The sequence below is a fragment of the Gordonibacter sp. RACS_AR68 genome, from assembly GCF_030418485.1.
GTDB classification, from domain to species: Bacteria; Actinomycetota; Coriobacteriia; order Coriobacteriales; family Eggerthellaceae; genus Gordonibacter; species Gordonibacter urolithinfaciens.
Genome location: NZ_JAIPUP010000006.1, coordinates 182,467 through 197,729 on the forward strand (window position 1 = coordinate 182,467; position 15,263 = coordinate 197,729).

Below are 15,263 nucleotides of genomic sequence, written 5' to 3' on the forward strand. Positions count from 1 at the left end.
CTTCGCGTCCGGGCGCGTTGGAGGGAGACGCGCCCGGACGGGGGACGTTTTATGTCAGCTATAGAGACGACAGGCCCGGTTGTGCCCCGGGTCATGATTGCCGCGCCCCATGGCAGGAGCGGCAAGACGGTCCTCACGCTGGGGCTGCTGCGCGCGCTGCGCCGGCAAGGGTGCGCTGTCCAGCCCTTCAAGAAGGGCGCCGACTTCATCGACCCTGGCTGGCATACGGTGGCAGCCGGCAGGACGAGCCGCAACCTTGACCGCTACTTCATGGAGCCCGACCAGATACGCGCCGTGGTGCGCGGGGCATCGGCGGGCGCCGACGTGTGCGTGGTCGAGGCCGCCATGGGCCTGTACGACGGGCTGGATGCCGAGGGCAGCACGTCATCGGCCGAGATAGCTAAGATCACGGCCACGCCGGTCGTCCTCGTGCTGGACGTGACGCGCATGACGCGGACGGCGGGCGCCCTCGTTCTGGGATGCTGCGCGTTCGATACGGACGTGCGCATAGCGGGGGTCATCTTGAACCGGGTGCGCGGGGCGCGGCAGCGCGCGCTGGTCACGGAGGTGATCGAGCGCACGTGCGGCATTCCCGTGGTGGGCGCGGTTCCGGCCGATGCGCGGCTCAACGTGCCCGACCGCCATCTGGGCCTCGTGACGAGCGGCGAGACCGATGAGCGGGAGCGCCTGCTCGACGGTATTGCCGACGTGGTGGCGGAGTGGGTGGATCTGGATGCCGTGAGGGCCATCGCGGCGAGCGCGGGGGAGCTGCCGGCAGCGGAGGCATCGACCGACGCGGTGCCCCAGGCGGCGTGGGCGGCCGCGCACGGCGAGGCTGAGAGCGAAGTCGCCGCCTCCGCCCCTACCGGCGCGCAGGCAAGCGGGGTTACCGGCCCTGCTGCACCGGCTGGAGTCGTGCGCGGGGATGCTGATGCCGCGCGGGCGACCATCGCCGTCGTGCGCGACGAGGCGTTCTCGTTCTGCTACCCCGAGAACCTTGCCGCGCTCGAGCGCGCGGGCGCGCGCCTGGTGTTCGTGCGCAGCCTGGGAGACGAGGCCTTGCCGTCCGACGTGGACGGGCTGTACGTGGGCGGCGGCTTCCCCGAGGAGTTCGCCGAGCAGCTGCAGGCCAACGAGGCTTTCCGCCGCAGCGTGCGCGAGCGCGCCGAGCACGGCCTGCCCGTGTACGCCGAATGCGGCGGCCTCATGTACCTGGGACGCCGCCTGGTGCATCGCGGCCGGAGCTACGACATGGCGGGCGTGCTGGGCTTGGACACGGTCGTGCAGGACAGGCAGACGGCGCACGGTTACGCCCGCGCCGTCGTGGACGCGTCCGGCTCCTGGCTCGATCCCGGCATGGTGCTCGTGGGCCACGAGCACCATCACTCGCAGGCGACGGACCTCGACCCCGCTCTGCGGTTCGCCTATGCGGTGGAGCGCGGCCGCGGCATCGTGCCCGGCTTCGACGGCGCGTGCACCGGCAACGTGGTGGCCGGCTACCTGCACGTGAACGCCCTCGCCTCGCCTGCATGGGCCCCCAGCTTCGTGCGGGCGGCCGAGCGTTACCGCGCGCTACGCAGCGCGCGATAACCATCTCGAAGCGGCTGCGCGGCAAGCCTCCCCCTGGGCGCCGCGCACGCCGCCACCGTTCCTTCTCCGTGCTCGGTCGCCGGATGCGCTACAATAGCGGGCAATCGAAACGCACGAGACGAAAAGGAACTCTCCATGGCAATCCAATCCCCCGAAGGCACGCGCGACCTGCTTCCCGACGAGGCGAAGTTCTGGGCGCGCTTCAAGGCCGTGGCCGCGGACATCTTCGGCCGCTACGGCTACCTGCCCATCGAGACGCCGCTGTTCGAGCAGACGGAGCTCTTCGTGCGCGGCATCGGCGAGGCCACCGACGTGGTGTCGAAGGAGATGTTCACCGCCATCTCGGGCCAGAACCTGCAAACGCTCCTTGACGGCGGCTCCATCAAGGCGAAGAGCCGCCTGTCGCTGCGGCCCGAGGGCACGGCCGGCGTCGTGCGCGCCGTGGTGCAGCACGACCTGGTGCCGCAGGGCGCGCAGCCGGCGAAGCTCATGTACGCAGGCCCGATGTTCCGCGCCGAGCGCCCGCAGAAGGGCCGCCAGCGCCAGTTCAACCAGGTGGGCATCGAGTGCCTGGGCGCCGAGGAGCCCAGCGTGGACGCCGAGGGCATCATCATGCTCATGCGCTTCTACGCCGCCATCGGCATCCCGGTGGAGAGCACGCGCCTGCTCGTGAACTCCATGGGATGCGACGCGTGCCGCCCGGCCTACCGCGAGGCCGTGCGTTCCTACCTGGCCGAGCATGCGGGCGAGCTCTGCGAGGAATGCAACCGCCGCGCGGAGATCAACCCGCTGCGCGCGTTCGACTGCAAGAACCCCGGATGCGCCGCCGTCATGGAGGGCGCGCCGAAGATCACCGACCACCTGTGCGACGACTGCCGCGAGCACTACGAGGCCGTGAAGTCCTACCTGGACGGCGCGGGGCTCGCCTACGTGGAGGACCCGAAGCTCGTGCGCGGGCTCGACTACTACACGCGCACGGTGTTCGAGGTGCAGGTGACCGAGGGAATGGGCAGCCAGAACGCCATCGGCGGCGGTGGGCGCTACGACAAGCTGGCCCAGGAGGTGGGCGGCCGTCCCACGCCCGGCTTCGGCTGGGCGCTCGGCTACGAGCGCTGCGTGCTGGCGCTCGAGGCGGCGGGCGGTGCGTTCCCGCCGGCCGCGCGCTGCGACTTCTTCGTGGCGTGCGTGGACGACTCGGTGCGCGCGGAGGCCTTCTCGCTCGTGCAGGCGCTGCGCGACGCCGGTTTCGCCGGCGAGGTGGACCACCAGCACCGCAGCCTCAAGAGCCAGTTCAAGCTGGCCGACAAGCTGCATGCCTCCCATGTGGCCGTGCTCGGGCCCGACGAGCTGGCCGAGGGCAAGGTGAAGGTGCGCGACATGCAGACGCACGAGGAACGCCTCGCAGACCTTGCGGAAGCGAAGGCGCTGCTAGCCCGCTTGTCCGCCGAGCCCCAGGGCTGCGAGCCCCCGAATATCGACGACGTGTTCGGCGCGTAGGGGCCCTGCACGCCGCGCGCGGGAAGCCCGGTGCCGTGCGCGGCCGCGCGTTTCGGAAGCCGTTCTAATCGACGACGTTCTGCGGGTGGCCGCCCACGAAGGCCCCCACGTTGGCGGCGACGGTTGCCAGCAGGCGCTCGCGGGCCTCATGGGTGGCCCAGGCGATGTGGGGCGTGACGACGATGTTCTCGCCCTTCGCCTGGAGCAGGGGGTTGTCGGGGCGCATGGGCTCGACCGATACCACGTCGGCGCCGAAGCCGGCCAGCTTTCCCGAGCGCAGCGCGTCCACCACGGCCTGCTCGTCCACGAGGGAGCCGCGCGCGGTGTTCAGCAGGTAGGACCCTTCCTTCATCTTGGCGAGCGCTGCGGCGTCCATCAGGTGCTCGGTCTCGGGCGTGGCCGGCACGTGCAGCGAAACCACGTCGGCCGTGGCCAGCAGCTCGTCCAGATCCACCTGCCGCACGCCGTCGCCTTCCAGCTGCGGCTTGGGCGAGCGGTTCTCGAACACCACGGGCATGCCGAAGGCGCGGGCGATGCGGCCCACCGCCTGCCCGATGCTGCCCATGCCGACGATGCCCATCGTCTTTCCCGCCAGCTCCACGAGCGGCGTGCTCCAGAACGAGAAGTCCTTGGCGCGCGTCCAGCCGCCGTCCATGACCAGCTGGGAATGCTCGCCCACGTGCAGGCACAGCTCCAGCAAGAGCGCGAACGTCATCTGCGCCACGTCGGGCGTGGAGTAGGCCGGAACGTTCGACACCACGATGCCGCGTGCGCGCGCCGCATCGAGGTCGACCACGTTGTAGCCGGTGGACGTGAGCGCGATCATCTTGAGGCGCGGCGCCCAGCCGAGCGCCTCGGCGTCCCAGACCGTCTTGCTCGATACGACGATGCCGGCTTCGGCCACGCGCTGCGCCAGCTGGTCGCGCGGCGTGCGGTCGTACACGGTGACGGTGCCGTACGATTCGAGGGCGTCCCAGCTAAGGTCGCCGGGGTTGTTCACGTATCCTTCGAGAACCGCGATGTTCATGGGCGCTCCTTCCCGCAGGTGCACTGTTCGGCTTGCTCTGCCGGCGATTGTAGCACCGCGTGAACGGTGCGGCCTTCCGGGTGCCGAAGCGATGCGATGCGGTAACGCGGGCGGCTGCCCCTCGGGGCGGGAGGCAGGGAAGCGGGTGGCCTGAAAAGGATCGGCCCGGCGAGAGGGGAGCTCGCCGGGCCACAAGGAGGGGGATGTGCGGCGTTCTTGGACGCCGCTACTGCTTTGCAAGGGGTTACAAGCAGTGCAAGTTGAAAGGAGGGGAGCCTTTTCACTTGCTGGGATCAGTATATAAGTTGGCCTTGAAGAACATATGGGCTGCACGTGCGCGTTTTGTCGATTATCGCCCCGTTTGCGTTACGCTCCCGTTACCTGGCGGGAGGCGGAGGGCGGAGCTGGCTGCCATGCCGTATGGGGCCGGGGAAGCTCGGAAAAGGATCGGCCCGGCGAGAGGGGAGCTCGCCGGGCCACAAGGAGGGGATGATGCGGTGCCTATTGGGCACCGACTCTGCTTTTAAGGGGTAAAGCAGATGCAAACTGAAAAGGAGGGGAGCCTTTCGTTTGCTGCCGCCTAGTATAAAAGTTGGCCTTGAAAAACATATGACGGAGGAGTGGCCGTTTTGTGAATTAGAGGGCTTGAAAGTAACAATTAGGTAAAGTTGCCGGCTTTTCCGTCCTTCCGTCAGGCGCCGCCTCCCGCAGGATCCGCCTCGCCCCCGTCCGGCCCGCCGACCGGCGCGTCGTCCGCGCCATCGCAGTCGACCTCGCACGCGATGCCCGCCGCCACGGGTACGAAGTCGCCCGCTCCCGGCGCCACGTCGCCGACGCCGCGCCGCAGGTACGCCCGCAGCGCCCGCAGCGCCGCCAGCTGCTCGGGTGCCAGCGCCCCCGACGCGCGGTCGGCCTTAAGCCCGGCCGCCAGCATGCCCAGGAAGCGCGCGCTCACCACGGCCACGATGGTGGTAGCCAGCACCAGCTGCACGCCGGCCAGCTGCTCGACCGCCCATGCTGCGCCCGAGAGCCCGGCGCCCTCCAGGGCTCCGGCCAGCCCGCGCGTGGCCAGCAGTCCCACGGCCATGGGAAAGGTCATGCCCGCGTAGCCGGGATGGAACGCGACACCGAAGAACTTAGGCAGCTTCGCAACCACGTAGACCAGCGACACGGCCTCGCAGGCGAACAGCAGTCCCATGACCACGAGGTTGGGGTCGGGGAACACGTTCACATACGACACGAGGCACATGCTGCACGGTCCCAGCATGATAGCCTGCGAGTGCATCATGGCCTCGGCCACCTCGCAGCGCTTCATGCGCCACAGCATGAACGGCGTCACCGCCACGTAGATGGCGATTCCCCACACCACGATGCCCACCGCCAGCGGTTCGGGCATGAACGGCATGCCCGCCACCGTTGACACCATCACCCCGTTCGTGGTGACGTACCAGCTGGGCATGAACGTCTTCCATTCGAACCGCCGCAGGAAAAACCGGGCGAAGAACACCGCCACATGCACGCACAGCAGGCCCAGCATGGCGAAGAACACTGCCTGCGCGGCCGCCCATGCGGCCGGGAACAGCTGTGCGTAGAACACGCACAGAACCATGACCAGCATGGGAACCGTCGGGTAGAGTGCGGCCAGCATGGGGTTGGCGTACTCGGCCGCCACCACGCTGCGCAGATGGAAGGCGATCTTCAACGCGTACAGCACCACGACCGCCGTGGCGGCGGCAACGGCGAGCCAGTGCACGATCGGGAATCCGAGCGTGTCGTACACGCCGCTCAGCACCAGCAGGCCGAGCGCGGCCGGCACGACGGGGAGCGGCAGCTTCGAGACCTTGTCCTTGACGTACATGCTTCCCCCTTCGTCGGTGCGCCCGCACGGGTGCGCGGCCCCATGATAAAGCCGGGGCCCCTCCGATCAATCAGGTAATTCCCGCCGGGGCAAAACGGTCCGTAGGAAAGGATCGGCCCGGCGAGAGGGGAGCTCGCCGGGCCACAAGGAGGGGATGATGCGATGCTCTTGGGCATCGCTACTGCTTTGTAAGGGGTACAAGCAGTGCAAACTAAAAGGAGGGGAGCCTTTCGCTTGCAGGGCCCATTATAGACGCAGGGGTTGAAAAACCTATGGTGCAGGCGTGTTCGTCTTGTGCAACGGCCGTGCACGGTCGGTGAATTGCAGGCTGGGTCCGCACGGCTGCCGCTCGCGGACGCTCGGCAACCGCTCGCGTGCAAGGCACCTGGCCGGCCGCCGTGCGGCCGTTTCGGCTCCTTCTGTCGAAGGAACGGGTTTTCCCGACGCCCGCTGCGCGTGCCGCGACGTTTGGGTATCATAGTGGAATCGAAGAAAGGAGCCTCCATGCCCGATATCGCGCTGCGCTTCCACAAGGACATGCTCGTGCTGTCCACCCCCCTCGCCGCCGTGCTCGCCCGCCAGGGTGTCGACGTGGCACGCGACCTGGAGTACCTGAACCTCATCGAGCCGGAGGCCGTGCGCGACGCGCTGCGCTTGGAGTCCATCGCCGGCGCCCAGTGCCTCGTTGCCGGCACGGAGGGCATCGCGCCCGCCCGCCTGGCCCACCACGGCATGGAAGACCGCTTGGGCGACCTCGCCCGCGCGGCGCTCGGCATTGTGGGCTCGCTCAAGCCCCAGCACGTGCTGGCGGAGGTGGGGCCGTGCGGGCTGCCGCTCGACGGCTCAAGCGCGGCATCGCTCAACGAGAACCGCAGCCAGTACGCCCGCGCCGCACGCGCGTTCGAGGGCGCTGCGCTCGACGCGTTCCTGTTGGGAGGGTTCGCGAACCCCGTCGACCTCAAGTGCGCGCTCATGGGCTTGCGGCAGGCGAGCGACCTGCCCGTGTTCGCGGCCATCGACGTGGACGGCGACGGCCTCGTTGCCGACGGCCGCATGGCGGTCGAGGAGGCCGTGGCCCTGATGGGCGAGTTCGGCGCCTCCGTGGCGGGCATCACCACCGGCGCGCCCGCCGATCGGGCCGCGGAGCTCGTCGAGCGTGCCTGCGCCTCGACCGACCTGCCGGTGCTCGTGCAGCTGCGCGTGGCCGACCATGCGCCGCGGCAGGGGGCCTCCACGCCCGAGAACCCCTACTACTGCCCCGACGTCATGGTCGACGCCGCCGCGCGCCTGCGGGCGGCGGGCGCCCAGTTCCTGCGCGCCGTGGGCGATGCCACGCCGGCCTACACCGGCGCGCTGGCCGCGGCCACGGACGGCTTCGACGTCGTGGCGCCCCGCGGCGCCGATCCAGCCGAGGACGAGGACGATCTGGCGACTCTGCTGTCTGCCGTGCGGGGGAGGTAGCGCATGGCCTCCGGCTCCAACATCGAGCGCAGCCCGCACTACGGCGCCCTGCAGGACCTGGTGGACGGCCTGTTCGCCAGCGCTTCGGCCGACGACGCCGTGCGCCGCCTCGACGCGGTGATAGCCGCCGAGGCCGCCGACCTCCCCGACGACCTCATGGAGGTGGTCAGGCTGCTCCCCCCGGGGTCCTACACCCGCCAGCGCCTCTGCGACCAGATCAACTCGTCTATAGGCGGACACGCCTGGGGCCAGGTCTACGGCACGGTGGAGTAGGCCCCTCTCGCCATCGGTTCAGATCGGGCGTTGAGGGGCCTGCGCTTGGGAAGCCCCTCGCGCACCAAGCCCCTCCGATCAAGAGCGCCCTGCATTTCTGAAGTTCCTGTGATGCCCTTCGTGATTCACGAATGGAAGTCAATTTGTAACATATATCCCCCTTGTTTTCCTTCTCGCTCGCAGGTACTATATGTCCACGCTAGATCGATAATCCCCCACAACATATTGTGGAAAAATGACTTAAAGACAGTGGAAACTCGGGGCATAACCGCGGTAAAACCACTGTTCGCAAAAGGAAAACGGCAGAGAGGAACGGCACGCATGGTCACCACCATCATCAAGCGCGACGGGCGCACGGCGGAATTCAACGAGGGCAAGATCGCCGAGGCGGTGGAACGCGCGTTCCAGGCATGCGGCGCCATGCAGGACCGCACGGCTGCCGAGGACATCGCGCGCAAGGTGGTGGAGAAGCTGGAGAGCGGCGCCATCGAGGGCGTGCCCACGGTGGAGGGCGTGCAGGACCTGGTAGAGGAGACGCTTATCGAGTCCGGCTTCGTGCAGACGGCCAAGTCCTACATCCTCTACCGCGCCGAGCGCAGCCGTGCCCGCGACGTGAACAGCCGACTCATCCAGACGCTCAAGGACATTACCTTCTCCAAGGCCAGCGACTCGGACATGAAGCGCGAGAACGCCAACATCGACGCCGACACCGCCATGGGCACCATGCTCAAGTACGGTTCCGAGTCGGCCAAGCAGTTCTACGAGATGTGCGTCATCGATCCGAAGTTCGCGCGCGCCCACCGCGAGGGCGACATCCATATCCACGACATGGACTTCTACACGCTCACCACCACGTGCTGCCAGATCGAGCTGAAGAAGCTCTTCAAGGGCGGCTTCTCCACGGGGCACGGCGTGCTGCGCGAGCCGAACGACATCACGAGCTACGCGGCGCTCGCGTGCATCGCCATCCAGTCCAACCAGAACGACCAGCACGGCGGGCAGGCCATCTGCGACTTCGACTACGGTTTGGCCGAGGGCGTGAAGAAGACGTACCGCCGCCTGTACAAGAAGCACCTGGCCGAGGCGGTCGACCTGCTGGTCGACGGCGTGGTGGACGATGCGCGCGCATTCGCGCAGGACGTGCTTGCGGCCGTCGAGGAGCAGACGGGCCTCTGGGCCAGCCTCAAGATGGACGAGGGCTTCGAGGCTGCGGTGCGCGAGGCGCTCGTCGCAGCCGGCGTGGGCGAGCCGCTTGCGGACAAGGCGCTCGCCTACACGGCGAAGAACGCGCACGCCGACACCGACCGCGCCACGTTCCAGGCCATGGAGGCGCTCGTGCACAACCTGAACACCATGCACTCCCGCGCCGGCGCGCAGACGCCGTTCAGCTCGGTGAACTACGGCATGGACACGTCCCCCGAGGGGCGCATGGTGGTGAAGAACATGCTGCTGGCCACCGAGGGGGGCCTCGGCTCCGGCGAGACGCCCATCTTCCCCGTGCAGATCTTCCGCGTGAAGGAGGGCGTGAACTACAACCCCGAGGACCCGAACTACGACCTGTTCAAGCTGGCCATGCATTGCTCGGCAAAGCGCCTGTTCCCCAACTTCAGCTTCCTGGACGCGCCGTTCAACATCCAGTACTACCAGGGCACGCCGGAGACCGAGATCGCCTACATGGGCTGCCGCACGCGCGTCATGGGCAACGTGTACGATCCCGACCGCGAGGTCACGCCCGGGCGGGGCAACCTGTCGTTCACGTCCATCAACCTGCCGCGCCTGGCCATCCGCAGCAAGGGCGACCTTGACCTGTTCTTCGACCTGCTGGACGCGAAGCTGGCGCTCACGGTGGGGCAGCTCGACGAGCGCTTCGAGATACAGGCGCGCAAGAAGGTGTACAATGCGCCGTTCCTCATGGGCCAGGGCGTGTGGATCGACTCCGAGAAGCTGGCTCCCGGCGACGAGCAGCGCGAGGTGCTGAAGCACGGCACGCTTTCCGTGGGCTTCATCGGCTTGGCGGAGGCGCTCGTGGCGCTCACCGGCCAGCACCACGGCCAGTCGCAGGCGTCGCAGAACCTGGGGCTCGAGATCATCGGGCACATGCGCGGCTACCTGGACCGTCTGTCGGCCGAGCGCAAGATGAACTACGGCCTGATCGCCACGCCCGCCGAGGGCCTGTCCGGCCGCTTCGTGCGCATGGACCGCGCGCGCTACGGCTCCATCGAGGGCGTCACCGACCGCGACTACTACACGAACGGCTTCCATGTGCCGGTGTACTACGACATCAGCGCGTTCGACAAGATAGAGATCGAGGCGCCGTACCACGCGCTCACGAACGCGGGCCACATCTCCTACGTTGAGCTCGACGGCGACCCGTCCGAGAACCTGGAGGCGTTCGAGGCCGTCATCCGCCACATGAAGGACAGCGGCATCGGCTACGGCTCGGTGAACCACCCGGTGGACCGCGACCCGGTGTGCGGCTACAACGGCATCATCGGCGACGTGTGCCCCAAGTGCGGTCGCACGGAGGAGGAGCACGGCATGGCCTTCGAGCGCATCCGCCGCATCACCGGCTACCTGGTGGGCACCCTCGACCGCTTCAACGACGCCAAGCGCGCCGAAGAGGCCGATCGGGTCAAGCACCAGATGTAGCAGGTTCCGGCGGCCTGCCGGCCGCCGGAACTCCTCGACGCTGCGGCCGCCCGTGGCACCCGATCTCGCGGCGATGGCGGAAGCTCGCGTACCGAAGTACGCTTCGCCTCCGCCATCCCCACGATCTCGGGCACCACGGGCGGCCTCGCTGACTTACTACGCCAACCTGTTCGATTATTATGCGCCCCTCGGGTGCATGCGAGGCTGCTTATGACTGCTCCCAACACTATACGTCTCTTCGGCACGGCCCCGGACTCCATCGTCGACGGGCCGGGGCTGCGCTTCGCCGTGTTCGTGCAGGGGTGCACGCACGGCTGCCCCGGCTGCCATAATCCCGAGAGCCAGCCGTGCGCGGGCGGAGAGGAGCGCGACATCGACGGTCTTGTGGCCGAGATCGCGGCCAACAAGCTGGCGCAGGGCGTGACCATCTCGGGCGGGGAGCCTTTTGAGCAAGCGGCCGCCTGCGCCGAGCTGGCGCGCCGCTGCCATGCGCTCGGCCTGAACGTGTGGACGTATTCGGGCTACACCTACGAGCAGCTGGCCGCGGGCGTGCCCGACCCGGCGGCGCGCGACCTGCTCGAGCAGACCGACGTGCTGGTGGACGGCCCGTTCGTGCAGGCGAAGCATTCCTTCGACCTCAAATGGCGCGGTTCCTCCAACCAGCGGCTCGTGGACGTGCCCGCCACGCGGCGAGAGGGCCGCATCGTGCTCTGGGAGCCGCGCGAGGTCGAGCCGCCGAAGCCCCCTTCCTGGTAAGCATCGCGCCCTTCCCTTTTCCCCTTGCACAAAAGGACGATCATGTGATACTATCCTTTCAATCATTTGATTGAAAGGATAGGCTATGAGCGACGATATCACTCCTTCCGAGATCAAGCGCATCCGCAAGAAGTACGGCTTGACGCAGCAGGCGTTCGCCCGGCTTCTCGGAATCGGCGAGGCCAGCATGGTGCGCTACGAGAACGGCCAGCCTCCCAGCAAGGCGAACGCTAACCTTATCCGCGCCGCCGCACACACCGCTTTCATGCGCGAATGCCTGGAGCGCGATGGCGAGTCCATCCCGCCCGCGCAGCGCGAGAGCGCGGAGAAGGCCATATACGCGATGGTCACATTCGATGACAAGGGGGAGATCATGGATATCAACGAGATGTACATGCTCACGCTCGAGCAGGAGATCCTCAACGAGAAGGCCGCCGAGATCCTGGCGGAGGTGTCGCGGCTTCGCCGCGAGGCGGAGAAGCGGGGCGACGAAGAGGGCATGCTGGTCTATGACGATGTCATTTCGCTGATCGCCGAGAGGAAGGGGCAGATCATCAGGGAAGTGGACGGGAGCGAGAAAAAGCTCGCGGAGATACGCGGGGCCATCGACGGGCTCGCGCGCTTCGCGCGTTTCCATGCGGCGAAGGCCGCATGATGAAAGCCGATCCGGGCGCTTTCAGCGAGGAAGAGTTTGCCGGCGAGTTTCAGTCGATAGCTAAGCACCTCGTGCTCGAATCGCGTTGCGCGCCGTCTGCACATCCCCGGGCGGTTCTGCTCGGGGGGCAGAGCGGAGCGGGGAAGACAGCGCTCCACGAGCTTTGCGTCAAGGGTTTCAAGGATGGGAGCATCGTCATCAACGGCGACGAGTACCGCTCACACCATCCACGCTTCGCCGAGCTGGACGCCCAGTACGGGCCCGAGGCGGTGGCTCATACCGCCGCATGGGCGGGACAGATGGTAGAGGCGCTGGTCAAAGCTCTGTCATCCGCCCGCTACAACCTCGTCGTCGAAGGAACGCTGCGCACCTCGCAGGTGCCGCTGGACACGGCTGCGCTGCTGCGGGGCAAAGGCTATCGCGTGTCGTTGGCGCTCATGGCCGTCAAGCCCGAGATATCGCTCGTCAGCTGCCAGATCCGCTACGAGCTCATGCGCATGGCCGGCACGACGCCGCGTGCGACCGATCCCGCCCATCACAACAAGATCGTTGCCGACATCGTCCAGAACGTGGGCGTCTTGGAAAGCTCGGGCCTGTTCGACGAGATCCGGCTTTACTCGCGCGAAAGAGAGTTGCTGTACCCGCTTGAGGGGGACGCGCGCCGCGCCGCCGACGTGCTCGAGGCGGTGCTCTTCGGCCCGTGGACTCCTACGGAACAGGAGCACTACGAGTTCCTGGAGGCAAAGCTCGCCTCGCTGCAGGGAGGGGCGTCCCTCCCGTCGGAGCGGCTTTAGAGCCGCGGGACCGGCCGGAGGTGCACGAGGCTGGCCGCAGGGGACGCCGAGGTCGCCCCGAGCCGCCCAGAGGTCGCCCGGAGCTGCGCCGGGGGTCGCCGGTGAGCCACACCGAGGTTTCCGGGGGTCGCCCTTGTGTAGTCCCGTACTTGGTAACATGCCCGTTAGGTTCGTTTCGCGGCATTCCGTGGTAGGATAAAAACATGGAACAACTCGAACACTATATACAGGGCATCGTGCACGTCGATTGGCTGACCACGGCCTTGGCGGCTGCCGTCATCCTCGCGGTCACGGCCATCTTCGCGCGCCTTACCGTTCGCTTCATGCGCAAGATGCTGCACTACAACGAGGAGAAGAACCTTCCCTCCAGCTCCATCTTCGTCAACATCGCCCGCGGCGCCGTATGGCTGCTGGGCGTGTGCATCATGCTGTCCACCTGCTACGGCGTGGACGTGAGCGCCGCCATCACCGCGCTCGGCATCGGCGGCATCGCCATCTCGCTCGGCTTCCAGGACACCATCGCCAACCTCATCGGCGGCTTGCAGGTCAGCCTGCTGCGCATCATCAAGCCCGGCGACAACATCGAGGTGGGCTCGTCGTCCGGCGTGGTGAAGGACATCACCTGGCGCCACACCACCATCAGGAACAGCAAGGGGGAGGAAGTCGTCATCCCCAACTCCATCATCAACAAGACGGCGCTCACGCACCTGCCGCCCACTAACCAGGTGAGCCTGCCCATCGTGGTGGTCACACCCGGCGAGCACCTGAACGACGTGGCGGCGGCCATCGAGCACGAGGCATCCGAGGCGGCGGGGTCGGTGGCGAAGCTGACGAAGGAGCCGAAGCTGTCCTTCTCGGCCATCACCGACGGCGGCTATGTGGGATCCATCACGTTCAAGGTGGCCGACAGCCGCACGAGCGCCCGGGCGGGCGATGCCGTGCTGCGGGCCGTGGCGCCCCTCACGCGCGCCGGAGCGCCCGAGGCGGCCGGCAAGGTTCTCGAGGAGGCTCGGCAGGAGGCCGAGGAAGCATCGGAGGAGGCTGCCGAGAAGCCCAAGTCCAAGCCCGCGGCAAAGGCGAGCAGCAGGCAGGCCGCTCCTACGAGCCTGCGCAAGCGCATGGCGCGTATGTTCCGAACGAGCAAAGGGGGTCGATCATGAACGAGAAACGCCTTGAGGGCCCGGGTCCGCTGCATCGCGAGGACGGCGCGCTCTCGGCATGCGGGTGGGCCACGCAGCTGGAGCTCGCCTACGACCGCACGCGCATCAAGGCGCCCGGATGGCGCATCAAGGAGTGGGACTACTACCTGGTGAACGACGGCGCCTATGCCGTGGCGCTCACGCTGGGCGACCTGGGCTACCTCGGCCTTGTCTCGGCGTCGGTCATCGACTTCGCGCAGGCGGCCTACAAGACCACGAGCGTCATAACGCCCTTTCCGCTCGGACGCTTCCGCCTTCCTTCCACCTCGCGGGAAGGCGTCTCGTCCTTCGAGAACGGGCGCGTGTCCTTCCGCTTCGAGGCAGAGAACGGTGAGCGCCGGCTGCACGCCCGTTTTGCACAGTTCGACGGCGACGACGACCTCGTGTTCGACGCCGTGCTCTCCGACGAGCCCGAGGATACCATGGTCATAGCCACGCCGTGGGCCGAGGATCCGCTCGCCTTCTACTACAACCAGAAGATCGTGGCAATGCGCGCCCGTGGCAGCTTCAAGAAGGGCCTGCTGGTACACGGGTTCGCACCCGACGACTCGTTCGGCTTGCTGGATTGGGGCCGAGGCGTGTGGACGCGCGACAACACGTGGTTCTGGGGCGTGGCACAGGGCTGGCAGGACGGGCGGGGCGGAGCCCGGCCGGGCTCGCACTGCTTCGGCCTGAACCTGGGCTACGGTTTCGGCGACACGTCGGCCGCCTCGGAGAACATGGCGTTCGTGGACGGCGTGTGCCACAAGCTGCACCGCGTGGACTTCGGCGTGCCCGAGAAGCCCGCCGCGGCCAACGCCCGCAAGGTCGCCGACCGCTACGACCTGCTGGCCCCTTGGCACGTCACCGACGACGAGGGCCGCCTCGATGTGACGTTCACCCCGCTGCTCGACCGTGCGGACTGCATCAACGCCCTGGTCGTGCGCACCGACCAGCACCAGGTGTTCGGCACGTTCGACGGCACGGTGGTGCTCGACGACGGCACGCCCTTCCGCATCGCCGGCCTGCAGGGATCAGCCGAGGTCGTGCACAACGTGTACTAGGGTGTGACAGGGGGACGGGGCGGTTTCAACCGATCATTGCACACGACCTTAGGATGTGGTGCAATGGGAGGGAAGTACACGCTTGACGATTGGAGCGCCGTCAAGGAGAGGCTCCGCCTCGGCGACACCGTTCGGGGAGCCGCCGAGGCGTGCGGGGTTGGCCGCGGCGCCGTCTTCTCCTGGAGCCGCATGGACGAGCCTCCTGACAGGATGGTGGCGCCGATGGACTACGGGGTCGACCTGGACCGGCAGATAGCGCAGGGGCGCAGCGCCAGGCAGAGGCTCTCCTTCGAGGACCGCGCCTACATCGCGGCCATGAGCTCCCAGGGATGCGGCCCCTCCGAGATCGCCCTCAAGGTGGGCGTGCACAGGACCACCGTGGCCCGCGAGCTCGCCCGGTGCGCCGAGGGGGCCTACGACCCGAGGGAGGCGCACCTCGACGCGAGGAGGCGCGCCCGCAG

At 67.7% G+C, this 15,263-nt stretch carries 13 protein-coding genes; 11 read left to right on the forward strand and 2 right to left on the reverse strand.

From position 1 onward, the window contains the following. The first annotated feature begins 51 nt into the window (after positions 1-51). Both K9U15_RS12735 and hisS read left to right on the forward strand, forming a co-directional pair. Positions 52-1,590, forward strand: coding sequence for a cobyrinate a,c-diamide synthase (locus K9U15_RS12735; protein ID WP_301156291.1), 1,539 nt, complete (start codon positions 52-54; stop codon positions 1,588-1,590). Positions 1,591-1,725: 135 nt separating this feature from the next. Continuing rightward, positions 1,726-3,087, forward strand: coding sequence for a histidine--tRNA ligase (gene hisS, locus K9U15_RS12740; RefSeq protein ID WP_123673283.1), 1,362 nt, complete (start codon positions 1,726-1,728; stop codon positions 3,085-3,087). A 64-nt stretch (positions 3,088-3,151) separates the two neighbouring features. Here hisS and K9U15_RS12745 read toward each other — a convergent pair whose 3' ends face one another. Then, positions 3,152-4,114, reverse strand: coding sequence for a D-2-hydroxyacid dehydrogenase (locus K9U15_RS12745; protein ID WP_123673281.1), 963 nt, complete (start codon positions 4,112-4,114; stop codon positions 3,152-3,154). Positions 4,115-4,805: 691 nt separating this feature from the next. Continuing rightward, on the reverse strand, positions 4,806-5,972 hold the full coding sequence (locus tag K9U15_RS12750) for a TDT family transporter (RefSeq protein WP_161959440.1): 1,167 nt from the start codon (positions 5,970-5,972) through the stop codon (positions 4,806-4,808). A 504-nt stretch (positions 5,973-6,476) separates the two neighbouring features. Here K9U15_RS12750 and K9U15_RS12755 point away from each other — a divergent pair. The 9 genes from K9U15_RS12755 to K9U15_RS12795 form a co-directional block, all read left to right on the forward strand. Next, the gene (locus K9U15_RS12755; RefSeq protein ID WP_241557657.1) at positions 6,477-7,433 is read left to right on the forward strand and encodes a homocysteine S-methyltransferase family protein; all 957 of its coding nucleotides are present in this window, start codon (positions 6,477-6,479) and stop codon (positions 7,431-7,433) included. Between the two features lie 3 nt (positions 7,434-7,436). Then, positions 7,437-7,706: a hypothetical protein gene (locus tag K9U15_RS12760; protein ID WP_096227845.1), complete on the forward strand. Its 270-nt coding sequence runs from the start codon at positions 7,437-7,439 to the stop codon at positions 7,704-7,706. A 321-nt stretch (positions 7,707-8,027) separates the two neighbouring features. Continuing rightward, entirely contained in the window at positions 8,028-10,355 is a 2,328-nt protein-coding gene (locus K9U15_RS12765) for an anaerobic ribonucleoside triphosphate reductase (protein WP_096227846.1), read from the forward strand. Positions 10,356-10,565: 210 nt separating this feature from the next. Further along, positions 10,566-11,111 (forward strand): anaerobic ribonucleoside-triphosphate reductase activating protein, encoded by a 546-nt coding sequence (gene nrdG, locus K9U15_RS12770; protein ID WP_096227847.1) that lies wholly within the window; start codon positions 10,566-10,568, stop codon positions 11,109-11,111. A gap of 85 nt (positions 11,112-11,196) precedes the next feature. After that, positions 11,197-11,766 carry a helix-turn-helix domain-containing protein gene (locus K9U15_RS12775; protein ID WP_301156293.1) on the forward strand — a complete coding sequence of 190 codons (570 nt, stop codon included), beginning with the start codon at positions 11,197-11,199 and terminating at the stop codon, positions 11,764-11,766. After that, a complete protein-coding gene (locus tag K9U15_RS12780; RefSeq protein ID WP_241557655.1) occupies positions 11,763-12,560 on the forward strand; it encodes a zeta toxin family protein in 798 nt (265 codons plus the stop codon). Before K9U15_RS12775 ends, K9U15_RS12780 begins: the two co-directional genes overlap by 4 nt. 203 nt (positions 12,561-12,763) lie before the next feature. After that, positions 12,764-13,720, forward strand: a complete 957-nt coding sequence (locus tag K9U15_RS12785) for a mechanosensitive ion channel family protein (RefSeq protein WP_123673277.1) — start codon at positions 12,764-12,766, stop codon at positions 13,718-13,720. Continuing rightward, a complete protein-coding gene (locus K9U15_RS12790; protein ID WP_301156294.1) occupies positions 13,717-14,802 on the forward strand; it encodes a DUF2804 domain-containing protein in 1,086 nt (361 codons plus the stop codon). The genes K9U15_RS12785 and K9U15_RS12790 overlap by 4 nt, the downstream gene beginning before the upstream one ends. Before the next feature lie 63 nt (positions 14,803-14,865). Then, a partial coding sequence (locus tag K9U15_RS12795; protein WP_301156296.1) for a helix-turn-helix domain-containing protein occupies positions 14,866-15,263 on the forward strand: 398 nt, incomplete at its 3' end.

Excerpts from the sequence above, each read along its gene's own strand:
- K9U15_RS12760 (WP_096227845.1), top strand. The coding sequence starts at position 7,437 with ATGGCCTCCGGCTCCAACATCGAGCGCAGCCCGCACTACGGCGCCCTG.
- K9U15_RS12790 (WP_301156294.1), top strand. The coding sequence starts at position 13,717 with ATGAACGAGAAACGCCTTGAGGGCCCGGGTCCGCTGCATCGCGAGGAC.
- K9U15_RS12775 (WP_301156293.1), top strand. The coding sequence starts at position 11,197 with ATGAGCGACGATATCACTCCTTCCGAGATCAAGCGCATCCGCAAGAAG.
- K9U15_RS12785 (WP_123673277.1), top strand. The coding sequence starts at position 12,764 with ATGGAACAACTCGAACACTATATACAGGGCATCGTGCACGTCGATTGG.
- K9U15_RS12735 (WP_301156291.1), top strand. The coding sequence starts at position 52 with ATGTCAGCTATAGAGACGACAGGCCCGGTTGTGCCCCGGGTCATGATT.
- hisS (WP_123673283.1), top strand. The coding sequence starts at position 1,726 with ATGGCAATCCAATCCCCCGAAGGCACGCGCGACCTGCTTCCCGACGAG.
- K9U15_RS12780 (WP_241557655.1), top strand. The coding sequence starts at position 11,763 with ATGATGAAAGCCGATCCGGGCGCTTTCAGCGAGGAAGAGTTTGCCGGC.
- K9U15_RS12745 (WP_123673281.1), bottom strand. The coding sequence starts at position 4,114 with ATGAACATCGCGGTTCTCGAAGGATACGTGAACAACCCCGGCGACCTT.
- K9U15_RS12755 (WP_241557657.1), top strand. The coding sequence starts at position 6,477 with ATGCCCGATATCGCGCTGCGCTTCCACAAGGACATGCTCGTGCTGTCC.
- K9U15_RS12750 (WP_161959440.1), bottom strand. The coding sequence starts at position 5,972 with ATGTACGTCAAGGACAAGGTCTCGAAGCTGCCGCTCCCCGTCGTGCCG.
- K9U15_RS12765 (WP_096227846.1), top strand. The coding sequence starts at position 8,028 with ATGGTCACCACCATCATCAAGCGCGACGGGCGCACGGCGGAATTCAAC.
- nrdG (WP_096227847.1), top strand. The coding sequence starts at position 10,566 with ATGACTGCTCCCAACACTATACGTCTCTTCGGCACGGCCCCGGACTCC.